The organism is Xanthomonas arboricola pv. juglandis (assembly GCF_905367715.1).
Lineage (GTDB): Bacteria > Pseudomonadota > Gammaproteobacteria > Xanthomonadales > Xanthomonadaceae > Xanthomonas > Xanthomonas arboricola.
Window position 1 is genome coordinate 3,871,728 of sequence record NZ_HG999362.1, and the last position, 23,659, is coordinate 3,895,386.

19 protein-coding genes are annotated in these 23,659 nt (G+C 65.4%); 5 read left to right on the top strand and 14 right to left on the bottom strand.

Annotated features, from left to right (window positions below; genetic code table 11):
* Window positions 1-7: 7 nt before the first annotated feature.
* The 4 genes from KHN93_RS16745 to KHN93_RS16760 all read right to left on the bottom strand — a co-directional run bounded on the left by KHN93_RS16745 (window position 8) and on the right by KHN93_RS16760 (window position 4,943).
* Complete coding sequence (locus KHN93_RS16745) at window positions 8-511, bottom strand: RidA family protein (RefSeq protein WP_039519172.1); 504 nt, start codon at window positions 509-511, stop codon at window positions 8-10.
* A gap of 32 nt (window positions 512-543) precedes the next feature.
* Complete coding sequence (locus KHN93_RS16750; RefSeq protein WP_166773190.1) at window positions 544-969, bottom strand: c-type cytochrome; 426 nt, start codon at window positions 967-969, stop codon at window positions 544-546.
* The gene (locus KHN93_RS16755; RefSeq protein WP_024938097.1) at window positions 966-2,573 is read right to left on the bottom strand and encodes a flavin monoamine oxidase family protein; all 1,608 of its coding nucleotides are present in this window, start codon (window positions 2,571-2,573) and stop codon (window positions 966-968) included. Before KHN93_RS16755 ends, KHN93_RS16750 begins: the two co-directional genes overlap by 4 nt.
* An 87-nt stretch (window positions 2,574-2,660) precedes the next feature.
* Window positions 2,661-4,943 carry a TonB-dependent receptor gene (locus tag KHN93_RS16760; RefSeq protein ID WP_212579668.1) on the bottom strand — a complete coding sequence of 761 codons (2,283 nt, stop codon included), beginning with the start codon at window positions 4,941-4,943 and terminating at the stop codon, window positions 2,661-2,663.
* Between the two features lie 297 nt (window positions 4,944-5,240).
* Between KHN93_RS16760 and KHN93_RS16765 the strand changes: the two genes are divergently transcribed.
* A complete protein-coding gene (locus KHN93_RS16765; RefSeq protein ID WP_016903016.1) occupies window positions 5,241-5,858 on the top strand; it encodes an HAD-IA family hydrolase in 618 nt (205 codons plus the stop codon).
* A 247-nt stretch (window positions 5,859-6,105) separates the two neighbouring features.
* Here KHN93_RS16765 and KHN93_RS16770 read toward each other — a convergent pair whose 3' ends face one another.
* Window positions 6,106-7,332 carry an acetylornithine transaminase gene (locus tag KHN93_RS16770; RefSeq protein ID WP_167706088.1) on the bottom strand — a complete coding sequence of 409 codons (1,227 nt, stop codon included), beginning with the start codon at window positions 7,330-7,332 and terminating at the stop codon, window positions 6,106-6,108.
* A gap of 72 nt (window positions 7,333-7,404) precedes the next feature.
* On the opposite strand from KHN93_RS16770, the gene KHN93_RS16775 reads away from it, so the two are divergent.
* Window positions 7,405-8,277 (top strand): ion transporter, encoded by an 873-nt coding sequence (locus KHN93_RS16775; RefSeq protein ID WP_211920848.1) that lies wholly within the window; start codon window positions 7,405-7,407, stop codon window positions 8,275-8,277.
* 538 nt (window positions 8,278-8,815) lie between these two features.
* On the opposite strand, the gene KHN93_RS16780 is transcribed toward KHN93_RS16775, so the two are convergent.
* From KHN93_RS16780 to KHN93_RS16795, 4 genes are all read right to left on the bottom strand, one after another.
* Window positions 8,816-9,757 (bottom strand): YiiG family protein, encoded by a 942-nt coding sequence (locus KHN93_RS16780; protein ID WP_211920851.1) that lies wholly within the window; start codon window positions 9,755-9,757, stop codon window positions 8,816-8,818.
* A gap of 107 nt (window positions 9,758-9,864) precedes the next feature.
* Window positions 9,865-10,839: a YiiG family protein gene (locus KHN93_RS16785; protein ID WP_425600158.1), complete on the bottom strand. Its 975-nt coding sequence runs from the start codon at window positions 10,837-10,839 to the stop codon at window positions 9,865-9,867.
* A 214-nt stretch (window positions 10,840-11,053) separates the two neighbouring features.
* Window positions 11,054-11,869, bottom strand: a complete 816-nt coding sequence (locus KHN93_RS16790; RefSeq protein WP_039519155.1) for an SDR family oxidoreductase — start codon at window positions 11,867-11,869, stop codon at window positions 11,054-11,056.
* A gap of 128 nt (window positions 11,870-11,997) precedes the next feature.
* On the bottom strand, window positions 11,998-12,657 hold the full coding sequence (locus tag KHN93_RS16795) for a serine/threonine-protein kinase (protein WP_016903010.1): 660 nt from the start codon (window positions 12,655-12,657) through the stop codon (window positions 11,998-12,000).
* A 158-nt stretch (window positions 12,658-12,815) separates the two neighbouring features.
* Between KHN93_RS16795 and KHN93_RS16800 the strand changes: the two genes are divergently transcribed.
* Complete coding sequence (locus tag KHN93_RS16800) at window positions 12,816-14,903, top strand: bifunctional DedA family/phosphatase PAP2 family protein (protein WP_211920853.1); 2,088 nt, start codon at window positions 12,816-12,818, stop codon at window positions 14,901-14,903.
* A 378-nt stretch (window positions 14,904-15,281) separates the two neighbouring features.
* Here KHN93_RS16800 and KHN93_RS16805 read toward each other — a convergent pair whose 3' ends face one another.
* From KHN93_RS16805 to KHN93_RS16820, 4 genes are all read right to left on the bottom strand, one after another.
* Window positions 15,282-16,166, bottom strand: coding sequence for a bestrophin family protein (locus KHN93_RS16805; protein ID WP_024938088.1), 885 nt, complete (start codon window positions 16,164-16,166; stop codon window positions 15,282-15,284).
* Window positions 16,167-16,312: 146 nt separating this feature from the next.
* Window positions 16,313-16,909: an LON peptidase substrate-binding domain-containing protein gene (locus tag KHN93_RS16810; protein ID WP_211920855.1), complete on the bottom strand. Its 597-nt coding sequence runs from the start codon at window positions 16,907-16,909 to the stop codon at window positions 16,313-16,315.
* Complete coding sequence (gene mpl / locus KHN93_RS16815) at window positions 16,906-18,276, bottom strand: UDP-N-acetylmuramate:L-alanyl-gamma-D-glutamyl-meso-diaminopimelate ligase (protein WP_211920857.1); 1,371 nt, start codon at window positions 18,274-18,276, stop codon at window positions 16,906-16,908. The genes KHN93_RS16810 and mpl overlap by 4 nt, the downstream gene beginning before the upstream one ends.
* A gap of 344 nt (window positions 18,277-18,620) precedes the next feature.
* A complete protein-coding gene (locus KHN93_RS16820; protein WP_039519141.1) occupies window positions 18,621-19,184 on the bottom strand; it encodes an adenylate kinase in 564 nt (187 codons plus the stop codon).
* Between the two features lie 157 nt (window positions 19,185-19,341).
* On the opposite strand from KHN93_RS16820, the gene KHN93_RS16825 reads away from it, so the two are divergent.
* Window positions 19,342-20,598, top strand: coding sequence for a 6-phosphofructokinase (locus KHN93_RS16825; protein WP_211920859.1), 1,257 nt, complete (start codon window positions 19,342-19,344; stop codon window positions 20,596-20,598).
* 262 nt (window positions 20,599-20,860) lie between these two features.
* On the opposite strand, the gene KHN93_RS16830 is transcribed toward KHN93_RS16825, so the two are convergent.
* On the bottom strand, window positions 20,861-21,382 hold the full coding sequence (locus tag KHN93_RS16830; protein ID WP_211920861.1) for a hypothetical protein: 522 nt from the start codon (window positions 21,380-21,382) through the stop codon (window positions 20,861-20,863).
* A gap of 249 nt (window positions 21,383-21,631) precedes the next feature.
* Here KHN93_RS16830 and KHN93_RS16835 point away from each other — a divergent pair, with 249 nt between their 5' ends.
* Entirely contained in the window at window positions 21,632-23,659 is a 2,028-nt protein-coding gene (locus KHN93_RS16835; RefSeq protein ID WP_211920863.1) for a sodium-translocating pyrophosphatase, read from the top strand.

Here is a 23,659-nt window from a genome sequence, read left to right on the forward strand (position 1 = left end):
GACGGATTCAGGGACGAACGGCGACCACTTCGATTTCCACCCGATACAGCGGATTGCCGAGCGCGGCGATCTGGAAGGCCGAGCGTGCCGGCAGGTTGGGCTGCTCCTTGGTACCGAAGAACTGGCGGTAACCCTCCATGAATCCGTTGAAATCCATCTTGCCGCCCATGGCCGGATCGCCGACCAGAAACACCTGCATCTTCACCACATCGCCCATCCCCAAGCCGAGCGCTGCGAGTTGCTGCTTGATCTGGTTCAACACGCTGACCGTCTGCGCCTTGGTGTCGCCATAGGCGGCAGCCGAATCCTTGGGCGCACTGGCATCCACCACCGCCGGCACCTTGCCGCTGACATAGACGGTGGCCTTGCCGGCGGGAATTTCCACGGCGGCGGCGATGGGGAAATCGCTGTTGGGAATCTTGTGGCGGATCACCTCGGCGGCGTGCGCAGCGGTGAGGCCCGCAGACCACAACAGGGCAGCGGTGAGGACGGCTGTCACTGGACGGGACATGGCAACTCCTTGCATGAGAGGGAAAGGGGGCATCAGTGGCGCAGCAATTTGACGTCATCGACGGTGACGCGCTCGGCGTGGTCGTTGCCGAAGTGCGTGCGCACATAACTCACCACTTCGGCCACCTGGCGGTCGTTGAGCATCTCGCCGAAGCCGGGCATGCCGGCGTGGCCATCGAGCACCATCATGGTGACGTAGGGTCCGGCGGCCAGCTTGGGATTGCCGGCAAGCGCGGGGTATTCGCCGGCACCTTGCGCGCCGTGCCCGGCCGGCATGTGGCAGCCCTGGCAGATCGCCTGGTAGACATCCTGGCCGGATGCCTTGGCAAAGCCCTGTTGCGGGAACAGCTGGGTGGCATCGGAACTCTGCGCCCGCGCATCGTATGCGCCCGGCGGCACCAGCAAGGCAGCCATCGCAACGACGAAGCTGACCCCGGCCAATCGTGGTAACAGATTCATGCACGACCTCCTCCGGCCAGCACTTTGCGATGCAGACGGCCGACGACATCGTGCGCGGACAAGATCGCGCCTTCCTGCCAGGCCGGAATATAGGAGACGTGTTCACCAGCCAGCGCCAGGCGCCCGTCGATCTGGCACAGCGGCGTGTAGTGTTCGGCACGCGCCTGCTCGCTCCACATGCCGAAACAGCCATGCGTGAACGGCACGCGGTGCCAACCGACCGAAATGCCGTTCTCGAACTCGCGTGGATATTGCGGATGCAGCTGCGTGCCGTATTCGACCGCCTTGCGCACGCGCTGCTCCGGGGGCATCGAGGTGAACTGGTAGGCGTCCAGTCCCCAGACGTAGGCACCGAGCAGCACGCCCTTGCCGGGGCTGTGATAGTTGGTGCTGGGATAGCTGATCAAGGTGATCGGCAGATCGGTGTAGCTGATGCCGCCGTAGATGGCCTCGTCCTCTTCCCAGAAGCGGCGCTTGAATTGCAGGCCCACCTTCACCGATGCCGCGTACGGCACCTGGCCGATCGCGGTAGTCATCGCGTCGCCGGCGGTGACCGGAATGCGGCTGAGCACCGACAGCGGAATCGTGCAGATGCACCAATCGGCGCTGGCGATGCGTTCTTCGCCGCCATGCGCGGCATCCTGCCAGGACACACGCACGCCGTTGCCGTCCTGATCGATCCTGGTGACCTTGGCGTTGTAGGTGATCGCATCGCCAAGCTGCTTCGCGAAGGCCTTGCCGATCTGGTCCATGCCGCCCACCGGCTGGAACATGGTGGTCTGCATTTCGTAGTTGTTGCCGGCCGCCAGCGTGGTCCACAAGCGCGAGCGCAACACGTCCTGCACGCTGAAGGGATCGGAGAACTCCGGCTTGCCCGACAGGCCGCCGCCGGGATACCGCGCAAAGCCGCGCCGCTCGCTGCTGTCCTTGCCTTTGACGTAGCCGAACTTGTGGTCGAGCGCGCCCCAGGTCCGCAAGGACTCCAACAGTACCTCCTGGTCTTCGCGGCTCACGCTCTTGTCCAGCGCCTGCTGCTGGGTGCACTTGGCCAGCAGCTCGGACACGTGGCCCTTGTAATCGGCATCGATGGCGCGAAAGCGCTGCGGTTTGCCGCCAAAGCCTTGCTGGCTGTGCAACAGCGCGTTGTAGTTGACCTGGTTGAACGCCTCCAGGGCCACACCGAATTGCTTGCAGTAACTCAGCACCGCCTTGTGGTGGTGCGGAATGCGCCACGGCCCCGGATTGAGATACAGCCCGTCGTCGAACTGGCAATGCTGGGTCGCCCCGCCGAGTTCGGTATAACGGTCGCCGCCGCGCAGCGTCCAGTTACGCCCACCGGGGCGGTCGTTGTATTCCAGCACCTGCACGCGGTACCCCGCCTTGCGCAGTTCGAAGGCCGCAGCCATGCCGGCCAGTCCCGCCCCCAGAATCAGCACTGAGGCGCCCTTCGGATCGCCATCCAGTTGCAGCGGCCCTTTGAAATTTGATTCGGCTGCCATGCCCAGGCTGCTCATCGCCTGGTACATCATCGCGCCGCCAGCGGTCATGCCGATGCGCGCCAGCAGTTGCCGCCGCGTCATCGCCCCAGAATGATTGCCTTGCATCAACGCGTAGTCCTTGCATGTCGTGGAACGAGTGCGACTGACAAAACGCATGACGCGGCCGGCAGTGACGCCGGCCGCATCACCGCCTCAGAACTTGTAGGACAGACTGGCGAACAGCTGGCGCGGTGCGATCAACTGGTACGAGCCGGAACTTTCGTTCGGGAACACCGCACCGATCGCATCGTCCTTGTCGAACAGGTTGTAGACCGACAACTGCAGCCGCCCACCGGCCAGGAACCCGGCATCCTCGCCCTGATAGCCGATGCTGCCGTTGACGATGAAGGTGGCATCCACCTGGTCGGTATTGAGCGTGTCGCCGTAGCGCTTGCCGGTGTATTTGGTATCGAGGTTGGCGAAGAAATGCTCGCCCTCCCAACCGCCGTTGAGGCTGAACATCACCTTGGGCGAGTCCGGCACTTCGTTGCCCTCCACCTGCACCAGGTTGCCGCTGACCGGGCCGAAATAGTTGTCCTGGAACTCGGACTTGTTCCAGGTCAGCGACGCCCCCAGCCGCCAGCCCGGAGCCGGCTTCCACATGCCGGACACTTCCGCGCCATAGGTCTGCACGTCGCCGACGTTGGCGTAGATCGTGGGTGCGACCACCAATGGGTCCGGGTCGGTCAGCGCGATGATGCGGTTCTCGTAATCGATCTTGTAGGCGGCGACGTAGCCGCTCCACTGGCTGGATTCGGCGCGGATGCCGATATCGATATTGGTGGATTCCTCCGGCGCGATATCCGGATTGAATGCGCCCGAGGTCAACGCCAGCCGCGGCGCCGAGCTGAAGTTCTCCGCGTAGTTGGCGAACACCTGCACGCCCTCGGCGAGCTGGAAGCTGGCGCCGACCTGCGGCTGGAACCAGTCGCTGTTCTTGATGGTGACATCGCGGCGCACGCCGACATTGAAGTCATCGAGATTGGCGATGCCGTTGTAGTCGCGTTTGACATCCAGCCCTTTGGCGCCGAACTCCATGGTGAGCCGGTCATCGAGCAGGCGCAGCGTGTCCTTGATGTAGAGCTGCTTCACCTCGGTGGAGAAATGGTTGTCGTAGTAGATGACGATCGGCAGCGAGCCCTTGAGCAGTGCACCGGTGGCCGGGTCCAGGTTGTACAGCGGGCGCACCTGGTCGAAGTCGTAGTTCTCGTACCACGCACCGACTTCGAGCTTGTTGTGCTCGGTCTCCCACGACACCGCGGTGGTCACGCCGTAGCGATCGCCACCCATGATTTCCTCGCGCCGCGTCATCGCACCGACACGGGTGACATTGCCGTTGGCATCGACGATCTGCGGGTCGTTGATGGCGATGTCGGTGCGCTCCGGCGTACCGGCGATGGCATCGTTGTACAGGCCGGTGGCCGTGCTCGGCGGCGTGCCGCCGACGCCGTAACCATGCTTGTTCTCGTAGTAGCCGGTGAAGGTGAAACCGATCGCATCGTTGAACAGGAAATCGCCGTGCAGGCTGAGCAGCGAGTCGCGGCGGCCGTTCTGCCATTCGCTGTAATGCTCGGCATCCACTTCCGGATTGCCGGTGATGCGTTCGTGCAGATCCCACGCGACCGAGCCGTCGGAGTTGTACGACTGCACGTCGTAGTCCTTGCGGTTGTTGTAGATCCAGCCCAGGGTCAGGTGGCCCACGTCCCAGGCCTGGCGGATCTTGGCTTCGAAGTGATCGCTCTTTTGCGTGGCCGGTTCCATGTCCCACACCCCGCCCTGCGTGCGCGAGGCAGACAGATAGGCGCTGGGGCCGCCTTCCCACCAATCCGGCGTATCCAGGCGCACGAAGCTGCGTACCAGATCGTCCGAGCCGATGGTCTGGGTGAGATTGCCGCTCCAGCTGTCGCCGCCTTTCGGGGGCAGGCTGGTGTAGCGGATCGCACCGCCGAGTGCGTGGTAGGAAGGCTGGGTGACATCGCCGGAACCGGCCGACACGGTGACGTCGAGCAGGTTCTCGCTGGACACGTAGCGGGTGATCGGGCCGCCTTCGCGGGTGTCGAAGGTTTCGATCGGAATGCCGTCCAGGGTCACGCCGATCTGGTTGGCGGAAAAGCCGCGGATGGTCATCGAGTCGCCGAATTCGTAAAGCCCGAACGGATCGGTGGTCTGCACATTCACGCCGGGCAGGCTCGCCAGTAACTGCTGCGGTGCCACGCCGGGCACCTGGGCCTGGATCTCGGCAACGGAGATCGAGGCCGTGGTGCGCGTGGAGCCGGTACCGACTACGCTGACCGCGTCCAGCGTGCGCGCTTCCTGTGCCAGGACGGGCAGGCTGTGTGCGCCAGCCAGCACCAAGGTCATCGAAGCCAGCGTGCGACCACGCGTGGCAGTGGTGAGAATGGCGGCGACCGACGCCGCCAGTTGATCGGTGTTCAAGCGCTTGCGCATGCAATCGACCCCCTGGATGGTGTGACGTGCTGAGTGACCGGGCCCGCTCCCCAAGACCGGCTGACACCGCGGATGCGGCATGCATCGACCATACCCAGCACAGTTCCACCGCAAGTGCCGCGCGGAGGGTAGGGGCGGCGCGGGTGGGTAGGTTGCTGCCGAATTCAACGATCTGAATAGGTAATATCCCCACCCACCTGCGTGGATCCGGACATACCAGGTCTTGCGCGCTTGCCATGCCGCGGCGAATCGACAACGCTGCCCCGCCACATCCCGAGTCCGCCCATGCCGCCTGCAGCACCGTCCCTGTTATTGCTCGATTTCGACGGCGTGCTGGCCAGCTATTCGCGGCCGCGCCGTGTGGCGGCGCTTGCCAATGCGGCGGCGTGCACGCCGCAACGTGTGCAACAGGTGTTGTTCGAGCAGGGACTGGAGCGCGCCTACGACGCCGGGGTGATCGACACGCCGGCTTATCTGGCGCAGCTCAGCGACGGCCTTGGCTGCGCGATCGATCGCGCCATCTGGATCGACGCACGCGTAGCGGCATGCCGCGCCGACCCGGCGGTGCTGACGCAGGTGCTGGCGGTGGCGGCAACCACCGCGGTGGCGGTGCTCACCAACAACGGGCCATTGATGGCGGAAGCGATTGAGCGGATCGTGCCACCGCTGTTTCCGTTATTGCAGGGCCGCGTGCTGTGTAGCGGCGCGCTCGGCGGCCGCAAGCCCGATGTGCAGGTGTATCAGCGCGCGCTTGCACAACTGGATGCTAGTGCTGCGCGCACGTTGTTTGTCGACGATCTATTCGTCAACGTCCGCGGCGCCCGCGCTGCCGGCCTGCATGCGGACACGGTGCGCGATGCGCGAGCCTTGCGGCGGGTGCTGAAGCGGTATGGGCTGGGGTGAAGAGCCGGGATTGGGGATTGGGGATTGGGGATTGGGGATTGGGGATTGGGGATTGGGGATTGGGGATTGGGGAATCGGGAATCGGGAATCGTTGAGCATCACGAAACACTGATCACCCTCAAGGGTGACGCAAGACGACGCTCGCAGCGTTGAACGCGTCGAAGAAACGCAACGACCCGCGCCGCTTACCCCACCACGCTCACCGTCGCGGCACCCGCCACGACGGTGCAGAACGCGCAGGACTCCATCACTTCTGCGCCACGTACTCGGAAATGGCCAGGTGCAGGCGTTCCAACCCATCGGCCAGCTCGGCATCGGTCAGATTCAGAGCCGGCACGAAGCGCAGCACATCCGGCCCCGCCTGCAGCAACAGCAGGCCATGCTTGGCGGCAAAATCCAGGATCGCACCCGCCTGCCCGGCATGCGCCGGCGCCAGCACCGCGCCCAGCATCAGGCCACGCCCGCGGATCTGGGCGAACAGGCCGAACTCGGCGTTGAGCGCATCCAGGCCGGCGCGCAGCGCCGCCGACTGACGCGCTACGTTCTCGGCGATCTGCGGCGAGGCCAGCTTGCGCAGCGCCACGCGCGCCACCGCCGCGGCCAGCGGGTTGCCGCCGAAGGTGGTGCCGTGCGCGCCAAACTGCATGGTTTCGGCCACCTTGGGGCCGGCCAGCATCGCGCCGATCGGGAAGCCGCCACCCAGCGCCTTGGCCAGCGTCACGATGTCCGGCGTCACCTGCTCCTGCCAATGCGCGAACAGCGTGCCGGTACGGCCCATCCCGCACTGGATCTCGTCCAGCACCAGCAGCGCATCGTGCTGGTCGCATAGCGCACGCACGCGGCTCAGGAAACCCGGCGCGGCCGGCATCACCCCGCCCTCGCCCTGGATCGGCTCGACCATCACCGCGGCCACATCGCCCGAGGCCATGGCCGCTTCCAGCGCGGCGACATCGTTGAAGTCCACATAGCGAAACCCGCCGGGCAGCGGCTCGTAGCCTTCCTGATACTTGGGCTGCGCGGTGGCGGTGACCGCCGCCAGGGTGCGCCCATGGAAGCTGCCGCGGAAGGTCACGATCACGCGCTTGTCGGCCGGGCGGCCCTGACTGCTGGCCCACTTGCGCACCAGCTTGATCGCCGCTTCGTTGGCCTCGGTACCCGAATTGCACAGGAACACCTTGTGCGCGAAGCGCGAGGCGGTGACCAGCTCTTCGGCCAGCTTCAGCGGCGGTGCGCTGAAGAACACATTGCTGGTGTGCCACAGCTTGCCAGCCTGCTCGGTCAGCGCGGCCATCAGGTCCGGATCGTTGTGGCCCAGCCCGCTGACCGCGATACCGGCGGACAGGTCCACATACTCGCGGCCCTGGTCGTCCCACACGCGACTGCCCTGGCCACGCTCCAGCACCACCTGGCGCGGGCGATACACCGGCAGGTAGTAATGCGCGAGGGACAGGGGCGAATCGGCAGCGGTGCTCATGATGGTGGGTCACAGAAGCGGAGGGAGAACGCGCATTCTCGCGCATTCGCCGGCCTGCGGCACAATGCGCGGATGCGCCCCTTCTCCGATCCTCAGCTCACTCCCACCACCGACCACGGCTGGCGCCGGCAATGGTTCGACATCATCTACCGGCACGACACCCGCCCATCGCGCAATTTCGACCTGATGCTGGTGGTGGCGATCCTCACCAGCGTGGTGGTGATCATGATCGACAGCGTGCCGCGCATCCATTCGCATTCGGCGCACTGGCTGGTGCCGCTGGAATGGGCGTTCACGGTACTGTTCACCGTCGAATACGCGTTGCGCCTGGCGGTGGTGCGGCGCCCGCTGCATTACGCCCTGAGCGTATGGGGCGTGATCGACCTGCTCTCGATCCTGCCCAGCTATCTGTCGTTCTTCGTGCCAGGTGCGCAGACGTTGCTGGTGGTGCGCGTGCTGCGCATCCTGCGCCTGTTCCGCATCCTCAAGCTCACCCGCTACATCGAGGAAAGCGGGCAACTGGTGGACGCGCTGTGGCGCAGCCGGCGCAAGGTGCTGGTGTTCCTGTTCAGCGTGCTCACCATCACCGTGATCGCCGGCGCCACCATGTATGTGATCGAAGGACCGCAACACGGGTTCACCAGCATTCCGACCAGCATGTACTGGGCCATCGTGACCATGGCCACGGTGGGGTTTGGCGACCTGGTGCCGCAGACCACGCTGGGCCGCTTCATTACCTCGGCGCTGATCCTGATCGGCTACAGCATCATCGCCGTGCCCACCGGCATCTATACCGCCGAACTGGCCAGCACGCTGCGCGAAGGTGGCCACACCGGCAAGCGCGATACGCGCAATTGCCCACGTTGCGGGCTGGAAGGCCACGCGCCCGATGCACGCTATTGCCGCCAGTGTGCCGAGCCGCTGCCGGATATCTCCAACGGCTGACGCGGTGCTGCCGACGCGACGCGACTCCTGCGCCCGCCGAGAAGCGGAGGCAGCCGGCTTTGCGGTTCCCATCGGCACACCACTAGGCTGGCGGGCGTGGTGTTCTTATCGATTTCGAGACCGTTAGCGGAAAGGACGCCGCTATAGAGCATTCAGCAACGGATTCACGGCGTGTCCCGCGAGCGGTGAGGGTAACGCGCCTTCGACTCACCGAGCTTTTAATCTAAGCATCTGATCGCGCCCAAACACGGCCACGCTTCCAGGCCTAGATTTCTTTATGCGTTGTGTTTCGATGGACTTGGATAGTGCTGATGGATCAGTCGTAGAGCGGATGATCTGTTACTTGGCTGCAGGGTCCTTGCCCGCCCACCATCGCAGGACACGCCGCAAGTACGTCCATGTAGGCTCTTACGCGGCATCCATGCCGCGTAAGGTCCCGCGACGGTGGGCGGGCAAGGACCTGTCGAGATAGTCGGTGTGCACGGTAAGAGCAGTGCGCGATGCGCTTACACAATGCGACAGGAGTACCTGCACAGCATCAATGCGACATGCGGTTGCTCATGTCGATCAGATCGTTGTAGCTGGCTAGCACGGCCTGGCGGGTGCCGCCCGGCGGCATCGAACCGCTTTCCAGCAGCATCTGCTCGCTCTTGTTCAATGGTGTCTTGGTGCGGATACGTTCGACCAGTCGCCCGGACTCGCGCGCCAGCTTGTCGGCGGAGCGTTCCATGTGGCCCCACATCGCATCGCCCTGGCCGACCTTGGCTTTCTGTGCCTCTTCCAGAATGCCTTGGTAACGCGCGAGCTGGGACTGCGCTGCGGCAAGATCCGGCGTGTCGCTGTCGATCACCTGCACCAGCTGCTTGCCTTCGCCGATGATCTTCAGGTGATACCAGGAGGCGCTGCGACCCTCTTCCTTTTCGATCGCATCGATCTGCGCCTGGCGACGCATGTCTTCGTTACGTTCAAGTGCGGCATTCATGGCTTCGCCGGCTTCGAAGAAGGCCTGGTAGGCCTGCATCAACGGCGCGTGCAGCGCCTTCATGCCCTTGCCGTCGTCGCGCAGATAATCCTCGCGGTCGTAGTAGCGCACCGCTTCGCCGATACGCTCGTTGAGTGCGGTGAACCGTTCCTGATAGGTCTTGGCCACCGGATCGAGCTCGGGGTTGGCCGGCGTTTGCGCCAGCGCCGCAGTCATAGGCGCACCACATTCGTCCACGTGATGCGACAGCACCGTGCCCGGTGCATGGATACCGCTTTCCTTGCCGGTCGGGCCAGCCTCGGGGTCCTGCATCCACTCGATGTATTGCTGGTAGCTCTCATGGATCGGCTGCTCAACGCCATTGAAGCACGTGATGTAGGCATTGATCTTGTCGGCGCCTTCCACTGCGGCGGCGGGTGCGTCTTTCTGGCAGCCGGCAAGCAGCGCGGCGAAAGCCATCGCCGCGGTGAGCGGCGCATAGCGAAGTCGAAGGGTCATCTTGGGTTCCAGTGATGGGTTGAATGAGGTGGCTGCCGCAGCGTGCGGCCGAATGACATCTGGCGCGGCGCACCCTTGGCACGCGCGCAGCGGGTGCAGCGCGGCAATTACTGACGATTGCTTTCGAACACCAGCGCGTTGTACGTGTTGAGCAACTTGCGTGGCGAACCCTCCGGCGCCAGCGAGGGATTGTCCAGCCAGCCCTGTTCCATCTTGCTATAGGGCGTTCGTTCGACCACGCGTTTCACCCGCGCCTTGGCTTGTCTGCGGAAGGTCTCCGCAGCGGTCTCGAAGCTATTCCAGTCCAGCTTGCCCGGTTCCTGATCGGCCACCTTGGCATGCGCCTCGTCGGAGAAGCGGTTGAAGCCGTCCAGCAGCGTATTGACCCGTGGCACGTCGAACTGCTCCTCTTCCAGCGCATCGGCGATCTCCTTGGCGTCGAGCATCATCGCCAGCCGGTAGTATTCGCGCGTGCGGCCCTCGCCCTGCTCCAGCATCTTGAGTTTTTCGCGTTGCGCCGCGTCGTTTTGGGTGTCAAGTTCGGCGCTGAAGGCGGTACTGGCATCGGCATAAGTGGCCAGCACCTCCATCAGCTCCGGGTGCAGCTGCTTGCCCTTGGCGAACTGGTCGTCTTCGTAGTCCTGACGCGTATAGTAGTCGGCTACCGCGTGACTGATCGGCTGCAGCGCCTTCAATGCCGCGCGGTAGTCGCGCGCCGCCTTGTCCAATGCAGGCAGCGACGGGTTCGCCGCAGCGGCAGCGCTGACCGGCGCATCGCACTGCTTCATGTCGTAGGCGTCGATATCGTACGGACCGGTCATGCCGGATTCGCGACCGGTGGGGCCGGCGAACGGGTCCTGCATCCAGCCGGTGTATTGCCTGGCGCCGGCGTGCACCTTCGCATCGATGCGGTTGAAGCAGTCGATGTAGGCGCCGAGCTTTGCGGTCACGCCTTGCAGGGAGTCCGGCTGTTTTTCACTCGTCTTGGCACCGGTTGCAGGCGGCGGCGACTTGCCGCCGCAAGCGGCCACCAGAACGGACACGGACGCCGCCAAAACGACTACACGGAACATCGGAGACACGCGCTGTACATCCTTGCTGGAAACGGTTTCAGCCGCGCACGATAGCAAACACGACTGTGAACTCCCTGTGCTCACGCCCGGGCGCCGACGGCCTGGCACGCGGGGGCGCGGCCGCTGGTCCGCTGCATCGATTTTTTCGAATCGCGCTGGCCGCATGCGCCGCTGACGGCGTATCCGTATCAGGCCGGCTGCGCGCGCGGGCCGTTGGCCGCGCTCAGTCGAGAAACAGGTCCGGCAACAACGCGCGCGACGGGTCGACCGCGTAGCCGCTCAGGTCGGTGACGCCGGCCTCGGCCAGCACCTGGTCGTCGATCAGGAACTGGCCATGAAATCCGGCCGCCTCGCGCGTCAGCACCGCATGTGCCGCGTCGGCCATGATCTCCGGCCGGCGACACGCGGCCGCATCCACGCCATCGATCATGTTGATCGCATCGGTGGCGATCACCGTGCGCGGCCACAGCGCATTGATCGCCACGCCTTGCGGGCCGAACTCGGCTGCCAGCCCCAGCGTCACCAGACTCATGCCCATCTTGGCCAGCGTGTAGCCGGTATGCGCGCCCCACCACGCCGGGTTCAAGGACGGTGGCGGTGCCAGCGTGAGGATGTGTGGATTGGGCGCCTGCAACAGCTGCGGCAGGCACGCTTGTGCGCACAGAAAACTGCCGCGCGCGTTGACCTGCTGCATCAGGTCGAAGCGCTTCATCGGCGTCTCCAACGCGCCACGCAACCAGATCGCACTGGCGTTGTTGACCAGGATATCGATGCCGCCAAACGCATCGACCGTGGCGGCCACCGCGGCACGCACCTGCGCTTCGTCGCGGATATCGCACTTGAGCGCCAGCGCCTGCCCACCGGCCGCAGTCACCGCCGCGGCCGCGCTGTGGATGGTGCCGGGCAACTTGGGATTGGCCACTGCCGATTTGGCCGCAATCGCCACATTGGCCCCATCCCGCGCCGCCCGCAACGCAATCGCCAGACCGATCCCGCGCGAGGCACCGGTGATGAAGAGGGTTTTGCCGTTTAAGGTCATGGGATTGGGGAATCGAGAATGGGGAATCGCAAAAGCTTAGCCCCTTGAACGTTCAGCAGCCGACGAACGATCAGCTGCCGCGATGTGCTCTACCGATTCCCTACTCCCGATTCCCGATTCCCCGCCCCTCAAGGCCTCGGCCCCCGCCCCTCGTTGTCTTCCCAATGCAGCACGCGGCGGGTCACGAAGCGGTAGACCGGCTTGCCGGTGGCGAACCACAGCTTGCGGACCCAGGAGGTGCGCTTGAGTACGCGGCGTTCCACCGGGGTGATCGCGGCCGGGCAGTACATGCGCTTGTGCTTGAGCAGGTGCCGCAGATCCTCGCGTGCAAGCAGACGCATCCAGGGCGCGCGCGGATTGCCGCGTACCGCCAGCTGGAAATCGATCACCGCCGGACTGCCGTCGTCCTGCACCAGCCAGTTGGCTTCCTTGGCCAGATCGTTGTGCGCCACCCCGCGGCGGTGCAGCTGCTGCAACAACCTGCGCGCGCGGCGGAAGTAGGCCAGATCGCCGCGCGGCGGGCGCTGGTACATTGCATCGCCGGCCAGATAGCTGCGATCCAGATGGCGTCCGTCCCAGTGCAACAGACGCGGTGTCCGCGCCAGGCCATCGAGCTGACGCAGGGCCAGGGCTTCGCGCCGCGCCAGCCACCAGGCCACCCCGCGCAGCAGCCACGGCGCCGCGCTCAGGTCGCGCCGCACGAACAGGCGATCGGCGTCGCGGATCAGCAGGATGCGCCCGAAGGTATCGGACTTCAGCGGCAGGTTGCCGGCGGGTTCGTCACTCATTCCCCATTGTAGGCGGGGCGCCTGCATCGCCACAGCGGGCGTTGCCTGCGGTCAAGCTCGCGTGCGCTCTGATCCGCCCGCAACCCGAGGTGAAGCGGACCGGGCGATGTGACGAGGGCGCAAGTCACCTCGTCGCCATGCCCACCTATAATCGTGGGATGAATTCATGGATCGACGCCACGCTGGAGTGGATCGGACACCACCCCACCCTGGCTGGCGTGGTGATCTTTGCCATCGCATTTTCCGATGCGGTGATCGTGCTCGGTGCCATCGTGCCGGCGCTGCCATTGCTGTTCGCCATCGGTGTGCTGATCGGGCTGGGGCAGATCAACGGGCCGTATGCGGTGGCCTGCGCCACCCTGGGCGCCTTCGTCGGCGATGCGCTGAGCTTCTGGGTCGGCCACCGTTGGGGCCACCAGCTGCACGCCTACTGGCCGTTTCGCCGCTACCCGCAACTGCTGGAGCGTGGCGAGCTGCTGTTCCGGCGCAATGCCTTCAAGAGCATCCTGATCGCGCGTTACGTGGGCGCGGTGCGGCCATTCGTGCCGGCCATCGCCGGCATGTCGCACATGCCGTTCAAACGCTATCTGATCGCCAGCGCCCTGGCCTGCATCTCGTGGGCGCTGCTGTTCCTGGTGCCCGGCTGGGTACTGGGTACCGCCTACGACGCGGTGGCCGCGGTGGCCGGCCGGCTGTTCGTGGTGGTCGCCTTGCTGGCCGCCGTGATCGGCCTGGCCTGGGCGATGGTGCTGTACTCGTACCGCTGGTCGGCCGGCCATCTGGACGCCTTGCTGGCGCGCCTGCTGGAGTGGTCGCATCGGCATCCGGTGCTGGGCAACTGGTCGGTGAGCGTGTTCGACCCGCGCCGTCGCGAGTCGGTACCGCTGGCGATGATGGCGTTGATGCTGTTGCTGCTGGGCTGGGGCTGGTTCGTGTTGCTGATGGTGGTGCTGGCGCACGGTGAGCCACTGCGCGTGGACCTGGCCGTGCACGATCTGATGCTGGCGCTGCGCAACCCGCTGGCCGACTACCCGATGGTGGCGCTGGCATCGCTGGGCGATTGGCAGGTGCTGCTGCCGGCGATTGCGGCGGCGATGGGCTATCTGGCCTGGCGGCGCCGCTGGATGGCGGTGGCGCATTGGGTGATCGCGCTGGCCTTCGGCCTGGCATTGACACAATTGCTGGGCGCCACCGTGCAGGTGGTGCGCCCGCCGGCGGCCAGCAGCGGTTTCGGGTTTCCGTCGGTAGCGGTCACCATGGCCACGATCGGCTTTGGCTTCTTTGCGCTGCTGATCGCGCGCGAGCTGCCGGGCCGGCGCCGGGTGTGGCCGTACCTGGTCAGTGGCGCGATCGTGTCGCTGATCGGCTTCGCGCGCCTGTATCTGGGCGCGCACTGGCTCAGCGACGTGGTCGGCGGCATGCTGTTCGGCATCTTCTGGCTGCTGGTGCTGGGCATCGCCTATCGCCGTCGCGCCACCCGCGCCTTTTGGGTCAAGCCGGTCTCGTGGATCTTCTACGGCGTGTTCCTGACCTGCGCGGTCGTGTTCGCGCCGCGCAACCTGGGCACCAAGCTGGCCAGGTTCGAACCGCCGCCACCGTTGCTGATGGAGTTGCCCGCCAGCGACTGGTGGAATGGCCAGTGGCGCCTGCTGCCGGCACGGCGTAACGAATTCGACGACGACCAGCGCTGGCCGCTGGACGTGCAACTGGCCGGCCCGCTGGCACCGCTGCAGCGTCAGCTGGAAGCACGCGGCTGGCGGGTGCAACCGCAAGCCGGTTGGGAACAGGCGCTGCATCTGCTGAATGTCAGTGGTCGCCCGGACGAGGTGCCGATCCTGCCGGCCACGCTGGACACGCAGGTCGAAGCCCTGCTGATGGTGCGTCACGCCGCGCCCGGCCATGTGCATGTGTTGCGCCTGTGGCCGGCGGCCGCACGCCTGCAGCCCGGCGCGCAACCGTTGTGGGTGGGCAGCACGCAGACGCTGCGCTACAGCCGGCACTTCAGCCTGATCGGCCTGTGGTATCCGCTGCGTGGGGTCGACCCGGCACTGAGCGCCTTGCGCCAGGCACTGGACCCGTTACCGTATCGCCTGGAACAGCGCCGCCGCTCGCAGGTGCCGGTGATCTTGATCGACAGCACGTTGGGAAATGCGCTGCGGCAAGAGGAAAAAGAAAACGCTGCACCGCAGACGGACACCACGGCGTCCGATCCGGCCGCATCGGGTCCGTCACAACAGCGCCGTTGATCGATCGGGCAACAGCGATCGGTCAACGAAGGCGTAGTCCTGTAGATAAGAACTGCTAGTAAAACTTCTGAACGCTGTATCGATGGCGGCAACGTGTCCGCATCGCTTGGATGCAGCCGGATGTCTAGGCCACCAGCCTGGTTGGTCGAGCGCGCGGCGCCCTCATCGCTCGCGGGACACGCCGTGCATCCGTCCGTGGAGGCTCGGTGGCAGCATCCGCGACGATAGGCGGGCAAGGGCCCCTGTAGCTAGGCTGCAGATCAGCTGCTCTACAACCGACGCATCCGCATCGTTCGATTACCTCTCAATATGACCGAGAGCCTACGCTTCAGCGCCGTTTGGGTACCCACAAACCGCATTAGCGCAGGCGCGATGCACTCACCACAGCACGCCATCCACTGGCTGCATCGGCTCGGGCGCCTGTTCGCCGATGGCCTGCAGCGCGTCGATTTCCACCGTCCGGCACATGCTGTCCAGCGGCAGGTCGTGGATGGCATTGGCGAACGGGTCGACCAGTTCGTCGCCGATCTTGAGTACCGCCAGGAACATCAGGCCTGCCACCGTCGACCCCACCGGCGTCGCATATTGCAGCGTCTCCACCAGGCCGATCGGCAGCAGCACGCAGAACAGCCGCGTGAACAGGTTGGGATAGAAGCGGTATTGGTACGGCAACGGCGTATTCTTCAGCCGTTCCATGCCGCCCTGCGCGTTGGCGATATCCACCAGGATGCGCTCGACACTGGCTTGTTGAATGCTGTCGATCCAGCCATCGCGACGCGCCTGCTCGACGCTGCGCCCGGTGGTGTCGAGCAGGCCATTGGCGACATTGGTGCGCGTGATCACCGCGGCCACTTCGTCGGCATGCAGACGCGGCTCCAGCGCCATCGCCACCGGCAGCCGCCGCAATTGGCAGCGCAACGCATTGACGTAGGCGATCTGGCGCAGCGCGATGGTGCGGCCCAGTGCTGCCGCTTCCGGCGCGGACAGGATGCTGACGCTCAGGCGGACCAGATTGCGCGATGCATTGATCATCTGGCCCCACAGCACACGCCCTTCCCACCAGCGTTGATAGGTCGAGTTGGCGCGAAAACCCAGGAACAACGCCAGCGCCGAACCGAAGATGGTCAACGGCAATGCGGGCGCGCGGAACGGCAGCACGTAGTAGATGATCGTGATCAACACGTCCCAGACGAACAACACCGCCAGGGTCCGCCAGACCTGACTGAACACATCCGCCACACGCGGTTTGACATCGATGATCAAAGCACACTCCGTGGATCGAAAACGGGTGACACCCATGCGCGCATCCACTGCATGGATGCCATCGTGAGCGCACTCAAGCGTGGCGAGTGTGCCGTTGCAAGGGTGCAAGCGCGGTGACGGATTACGCGCGCGCTTGGCTCACCGCGTCACGGCATCCAGGGCAGCAACTGGTCCAGGCGCCGATGCGGATCGTCCAGCTGCAACAGCGACAGACGCTGCTGCTCGGTCAGCGGCAGCAGTTCGGCCAAGCGCCAGCCGACCCATGCCGCCTGGTCCAGCAGTTCCGGCCCGGCAGAGGCGAATTGGCCGCCGACCTGTTCGAGCATGCGCTCGAGCACGGTCGCCAGCAGGCCATGCTCGGGCCGCAGTTCGTCATCGCTGTCGGGCTCGCACCAACTCACCTCGCCAACCACCAACCCGTTGTCGCGGATGCGCGAGCGCTGCACACGGAAGCGACGCGTGCCACGCAGGCGCAGCACCAACACGCCGTCGGCACCGACATCGAAATCCTCAATACGCACTTCGGTACCGAACGCAGCCGGTGTTGCCGGCACGCCGACTTCGGTGCCATCCAGGATCAGGCACACACCGAAGCTGCTGCCGGTGCGGCCGCTCTCGCGCACCAGATCCAGATAGCGGCGCTCGAACACGCGCAAGCCCATTGCCGCACCCGGCAACAGCACGTTGTGCAGCGGAAACAGCGGCAAGGCGCTGGTGTCGGCGGTGGTGGTGAGGCCGGTCATCGGGACAATTGCGCCAGGAAGCGACGCGGCGCGCCATCGAAACCGCCATTGGACATGAACACCACATGGTCGCCCGGCTGCGCAATCTCGCCCAGTGTCTGCAGCAACGCCTCCACGTCGTGCGCCACGTGCGCGTCACCGCGCACCTGCGCAATGATCGGTGCGGCATCCCAGGCCAGTTCGGGGCGATGCAGAAACACCACCGCATCGGCATCGCGCAACGACGGCGCCAACGCCTGCGCATGTGCGCCCAGCCGCATCGAATTGCTGCGCGGCTCCATCGCCACCAGCACGCGCGCCGCGCCGACCTTCGCACGCAAGCCCTGCAAGGTGGTCGCAATCGCAGTGGGGTGATGGGCGAAGTCGTCGTACACGGTGATGTCGCGCGCCTGCCCCAACAGCTCCAGCCGCCGTTTGACGCTTTGAAAGCGCGCCAGCGCCGGCATCACCGTCGCCGGATCCACGCCCACCGCATGCACGGCCGCCAGCGCCGCCAATCCATTGAGCACGTTATGCCGCCCGACCAGCGGCCACTGCACCTGGCCGATCTCCACTCCACGCTGCAACACCGCGAACGCACTGCCGTCGGCGGCGATCAAGCGAGCGCTCCACTCGAGAGAGGCATCGAAACCGAAGCGCTCCACCGGCGTCCAGCAGCCCATCGCCAGCACCTCGGCCAAGCGCGCATCCTCGCCGTTGACGATCAGCCGCCCGCGCGCCGGCACCGTGCGCACCAGATGATGGAACTGGCGCTGGATCGCGGCCACGTCCGGAAAGATGTCGGCGTGGTCGTACTCGAGGTTGTTGAGGATCGCCACCAGCGGCCGGTAATGCACGAACTTGCTGCGCTTGTCGAAGAACGCGGTGTCGTATTCGTCGGCTTCCACCACGAATTCGCGTCCCTGGCCCAGCCGCGCCGAGACCCCGAAGTCTTCGGCCACACCACCGATCAGAAAGCCCGGCGCGCGCCCGGCGGCCTCCAGCAGATAGCTCAGGATGGTGGTGGTGGTGGTCTTGCCGTGGGTGCCGGCGACGGCCAGGGTGTCGCGGCCCGGCAGCACCTGCTCAGCCAGCCACTGCGCACCGGAGCTGTAGCGACGGCCGGCATTGAGCACCGCTTCCACCGCCGGGTTGCCGCGCGACAAGGCATTGCCGATGACGACATCGCTGGCATCGGCCGAAATATTGGACGGCGCGTAGCCTTGTGCCAGCGCGATGCCGAGGGTTTCCAACTGGGTGGACATCGGCGGATAGATGGCCTGGTCGCTGCCCTCTACCTGCCAGCCCAGCTCGCGCGCAAGGGCGGCGACACCGCCCATGAAGGTCCCGGCGATGCCGAGGATGTGGAGTTTGGTCATGGAGCGCATTGTCGCCGATCGCCGGAGTTGCCGGCCATTCCGCCTCGCTGCCGAGCGCAGTGTCAGGAAACACCTACCGTACTGTCGGGAATTTCCCGATATGCGAACTGCGTCACATCCATCACTATGCTGAACGCCAGTCGCAGCACCCCTTTGGTCCTACTCCCCAAGAGGCCAAATCCCCAGGGAGCTCATGCTGTGGGGCTCTGAGCAAGCTCATTACTGGCGTTATTCTGCCCCGGGCGTCTTGTACGTCCGGGGTTTTTCTTTTGTGCAATCAATGCGTTGCGCGAGCCACGCCGGCTGCCAGCACGCGGCGGGTAGACCGGGCGCACTGCCCGGTCCGAACCGTCTCAGCGACCGAGCGCCGCGCCGATACGCTGCAGCACTTCATCCAGCGAGCCCACGCCATCCACGCGTGCCAGCTTGCCGCGCTGTTCGTAGAAACCGATCACCGGCGCCGTGGAGTCGGTATAGACCTGCAGGCGCTTGCGCACCGACTCGGGATTGTCGTCCTCGCGGCCCTCGGCCTTGGCGCGGCCGGCGATGCGCTCGACCAGCAATTCGCTGGCCACATCCAGCTGCACCACCGCATCCAGCGGCTGACCGATCTTGCCGAGCAGGTCGTCCAGCGCATTGGCCTGCGCCACGTTGCGCGGATAGCCGTCGAGGATGAAACCCTTGGCGACATCGGCCTGACCGAGCCGCGCCTCCAGCATGCCGAGCAGGATCTCGTCGGAGACCAGATCGCCGCGTGCCATCACTTCCTTGGCCTTCAGGCCCAGCGGCGAGCCGGCGGCCACTTCGGCGCGCAGCAGATCGCCGGTGGAAATATGCGGGATCTCAAACTTGTCTTTGAGACGTGTCGCCTGGGTGCCCTTGCCCGAACCGGGCGGTCCCAACAGAACCAATCGCATCAGTGGACTCCACTTTCGAATAAAAACGCGTTGCGGTTGGCGGCGTTAGACTCAGGTCTTCGCCAGCGCTGACCGTATGGTCGTGCAGCTTACCGCATCCGGGGAATGTCCCGGCACTGTCCCCTGCGCCATGTCCCATCGAGGAGCCCGCCCCCCTATGTCTACTGGCAACTTGCTGTATGCCCAATCCGGCGGCGTCACTGCCGTCATCAACGCCACCGCCGCCGGCGTGATCACCGAGGCGCGCGCTCGCAAGATCAAGGTGCTGGCCGCACGCAACGGCATCCTGGGCGCATTGCGCGAGGAGCTGATCTACACTTCAAAGGAGTCCGCCGCCGCAATCGCCGCACTGGCGCAGACCCCGGGCGGCGCGTTCGGTTCGTGCCGCTACAAGCTCAAATCGCTGGAAGAAGACAGCGCCAAGTACGAGCGCCTGCTCGATGTGCTGCGTGCCCATGACGTGCGCTGGTTCCTCTACAACGGCGGCAACGACTCGGCCGATACCGCCTGGAAGGTCTCGCAGCTGGCCAAGGCCTATGGTTATCCGCTGCACTGCATCGGCGTGCCCAAGACCATCGACAACGACCTGGCGGTGACCGACACCTGCCCCGGCTTCGGCTCGGCGGCCAAATACACCGCAGTGTCGGTGCGCGAGGCCGCACTGGATGTCGCCGCCATGGCCGACACCTCGACCAAGGTCTTCATCTACGAGGCGATGGGCCGCCACGCCGGCTGGCTCGCTGCTGCCGCAGGCCTGGCCGGCCAGGGCCCGGACGAGGCGCCGCAGATCATCCTGCTGCCCGAGCGCGCCTACGACCAGGCCATGTTTCTGACCAAGGTCAAGCAGGTGGTGGAAAAGGTCGGCTGGTGCGTGGTCGTGGCCAGCGAGGGCATCCAGGACGCGCACGGCAGCTTTGTTGCCGATGCTGGCGGCGCGGCCGATTCGTTCGGCCATGCGCAACTGGGCGGCGTGGCTTCGTTCCTGGCCGCGCAGGTCAAGCAGGAACTCGGCTACAAGGTGCACTGGACCCTGCCCGATTACCTGCAGCGTTCCGCACGCCATCTGGCCTCCAAGACCGACTGGGAACAGGCACAGGCGGTCGGCAAGGCCGCGGTGCAATACGCACTCAAGGGCATGAACGCGGTGATCCCGGTGATCGAACGCGTCAGCGACACGCCGTACCGCTGGAAGATCGTGCCGGCCCCGCTGCACAAGGTGGCGAACCACGAAAAGAAGATGCCGCCCAGCTTCCTGCGCAAGGACGGCTTCGGCATTACCGAACGCGCTCGCCGTTATTTCGCCCCGTTGATCAAGGGCGAAGCGCCGCTGGCCTACGGCAGCGACGGGTTGCCGAAGTATGTGACGCTGAAGAACGTGGCAGTGGCGAAAAAATTGCCGAAGTGGGAGGGATGAACGTCGGCGTGGGCGATCGGAAGGGGTAATGGACACTGCACGCCCATACACCCGCTCGCACTTCTGCCTTAGTGCTCATGCACCGCGACACGGGATGCGGGCCGTCGATACAGCGCTTACCTTCATCGTCCAGGCTTTTTGCGGCACTGATTGATGGATGCGCCGCTGCGACGGTACATCGCGGTCTTGCGAAGCGTCATATAAACAACCCCGGCCTGGCCGGGGTTTGTCGTTTATCGCGTGACTGAAGCAAACGCCTGAGTTACTGACAGGCCTTGCCTTCCATCGTCTGCTGCGCAGCAAACATCGGCACCTGCGGGATCTTTCCGGCGGCAGCCTGTTGCTTGGCGTCTTCCAGATAGATGCGCGACTGGCCTTGCCCGTCGAGCTGCGGATTGGCATCCACCGGCTTGCGCCAGACGCGCACTACCGCCTGCTGCGCGGGGCAGGCTGCGCTGGGGACGCGGATCACGTCGTTGTAGATCCAGCCCGATGCGACGCTGGGCGTGGCCTTGGCGAAATCCACGAAGCGGGCGCGCGGCTGGCAGGTGGGGCTGCTGCGTACCACCGACAAGGTATACGGCTGTGCAGCATTGCCGGTAAACACGCCTTCCAGGCGCGCGCAGGCTTCGGGAATCTGGCGCAGGGTGTGCACGGCGCCAACCGCTTGCGCGGTGCCGGCCGGGCGCTGTTTCAATTCCGGCGTCGGTTCGGCAGCCAGAGCATGGGCGCTGAGCAGTACTGCAGCGATCGTCACGGCATATTTTGACGCGTGGTTCGACATAGTCACTCCTGGATCGGCTCGATCACGTTGGCCGCAGGCTGTCATGCCCCGACTGAACGACGCGCCAAAGCCGCGGTGGTGGCAGCGGCGCAGGCCGCGGCGCATACTCGCCCGCAATCCGGCCACCCGAACATCGCGACGCGCATTACGGCCTCCATGGCCGTCGAGTCCGTATTCGCCACCCCACTCGCTGCGTGCATCGCCCATGGTTCGTCCCGACCGGACGACATCCATTCTCTGGGAGGGGTCATGCTGGAACACTACGGGTTACCACTTGCGCTGGGATGTGCGGTCCTGGCAATCGTCTATGGCGGTGTATCGGCACGCTGGGTGATCGCGCAGCCGAGCGGCAACGCACGCATGCAGGAGATCGCAGCCGCGATCCAGGAAGGTGCACGCGCGTATCTCAACCGGCAATACCTCACCATTTCGATTGCCGGCGGCGTGCTGTTTGTCCTGGTCGGGCTGTTTCTGAGTTGGTACACCGCCATCGGGTTTGCGATCGGCGCGGTGCTGTCGGGGCTGGCCGGCTATATCGGCATGAACGTGTCGGTACGCGCCAACGTGCGCACGGCCGAGGCCGCACGCCATGGCATCGGCCCTGCGATGGATGTGGCGTTCCGCGGCGGCGCCATCACCGGCATGCTGGTGGTGGGGCTGGGATTGCTCGGGGTGGCCGGTTATTACGCGCTGCTGCAAGCGATGGGGCTGCCACTGGAGCGCAACCTGCACGCGCTGGTGGGGCTGGCATTCGGCTCGTCGCTGATTTCGATCTTCGCGCGCCTGGGTGGCGGCATTTTCACCAAGGGTGCGGATGTGGGCGCGGATCTGGTCGGCAAGGTGGAAGCCGGCATCCCCGAGGACGACCCGCGCAACCCGGCGGTGATCGCCGACAACGTGGGCGACAACGTTGGCGACTGCGCCGGCATGGCGGCGGATCTGTTCGAAACTTACGCGGTCACCGTGATCGCCACGATGCTGCTCGGCAGCCTGACGCTGAGCGAAACCGGTCCGCACGCGGTGCTGTACCCGCTGGTGCTGGGCGGCGTCTCCATCATCGCGTCGATCGTGGGCGCCTCGTTCGTCAAGGTCAAAGCGGGCGGCTCGATCATGGGCGCGCTCTACAAAGGCGTGGTCGTTTCCGGCGTCTTGGCCGCACTCGCCTACTGGCCGATCACCCAGTCGCTGATGCGCGACAACACGCATGGCGCCACGGCCTTGTACGCCTGCGCATTGATCGGCCTGGTGCTTACCGGCCTGATCGTCTGGATCACCGAGTACTACACCGGCACCCAGTACAAGCCGGTGCAGCAGGTGGCCGCCGCAAGCACCACCGGCCACGGCACCAATATCATTGCCGGCCTGGGCGTCTCGATGAAATCCACCGCGCTGCCGGTGATCGCGGTGTGCGCAGCAATCTGGGGCGCGTTTCATTTTGGCGGTTTGTACGGCATTGCAACCGCAGCGACCGCAATGCTGTCGATGGCCGGCATGATCGTGGCGCTGGATGCGTACGGGCCCATCACCGACAACGCCGGCGGCATCGCCGAGATGGCCGAGCTGCCGCCGGAAGTGCGCAACATCACCGACCCGCTGGATGCGGTGGGCAACACCACCAAGGCGGTCACCAAGGGCTATGCGATCGGCTCGGCCGCATTGGCCGCACTGGTGCTGTTTGCCGACTACACGCACAACCTGCAGGCGGCCAATCCCGGCGAGGTCTTCGCCTTCGACCTGTCCGACCACAGCGTGATCATCGGCTTGTTGATCGGCGGCTTGATCCCTTATCTGTTCGGCGCTATGGCGATGGAAGCAGTGGGGCGCGCGGCAGGCGCGGTGGTCGAAGAAGTGCGTCGCCAGTTCCGCGAGATTCCCGGGATCATGGCCGGCACCGCCAAGCCCCAATACGACCGCGCAGTCGACATGCTGACCCGCTCGGCGATCCGCGAAATGATCCTGCCCTCGCTGCTGCCGGTGGTGGTGCCGGTGGTGGTCGGGCTGCTGCTCGGCCCGCGTGCCCTGGGCGGCTTGTTGATCGGCACGATCGTGACCGGCCTGTTCCTGGCGATCTCGATGACCACCGGCGGCGGGGCCTGGGACAACGCCAAGAAGTACATCGAAGACGGCCACTTTGGCGGCAAGGGTAGCGAGGCGCACAAGGCCGCCATCACCGGTGACACGGTAGGCGACCCGTACAAGGACACCGCCGGGCCGGCGATCAATCCGCTGATCAAGATCATCAACATCGTGGCCCTGCTGCTGGTGCCGCTGCTTTGA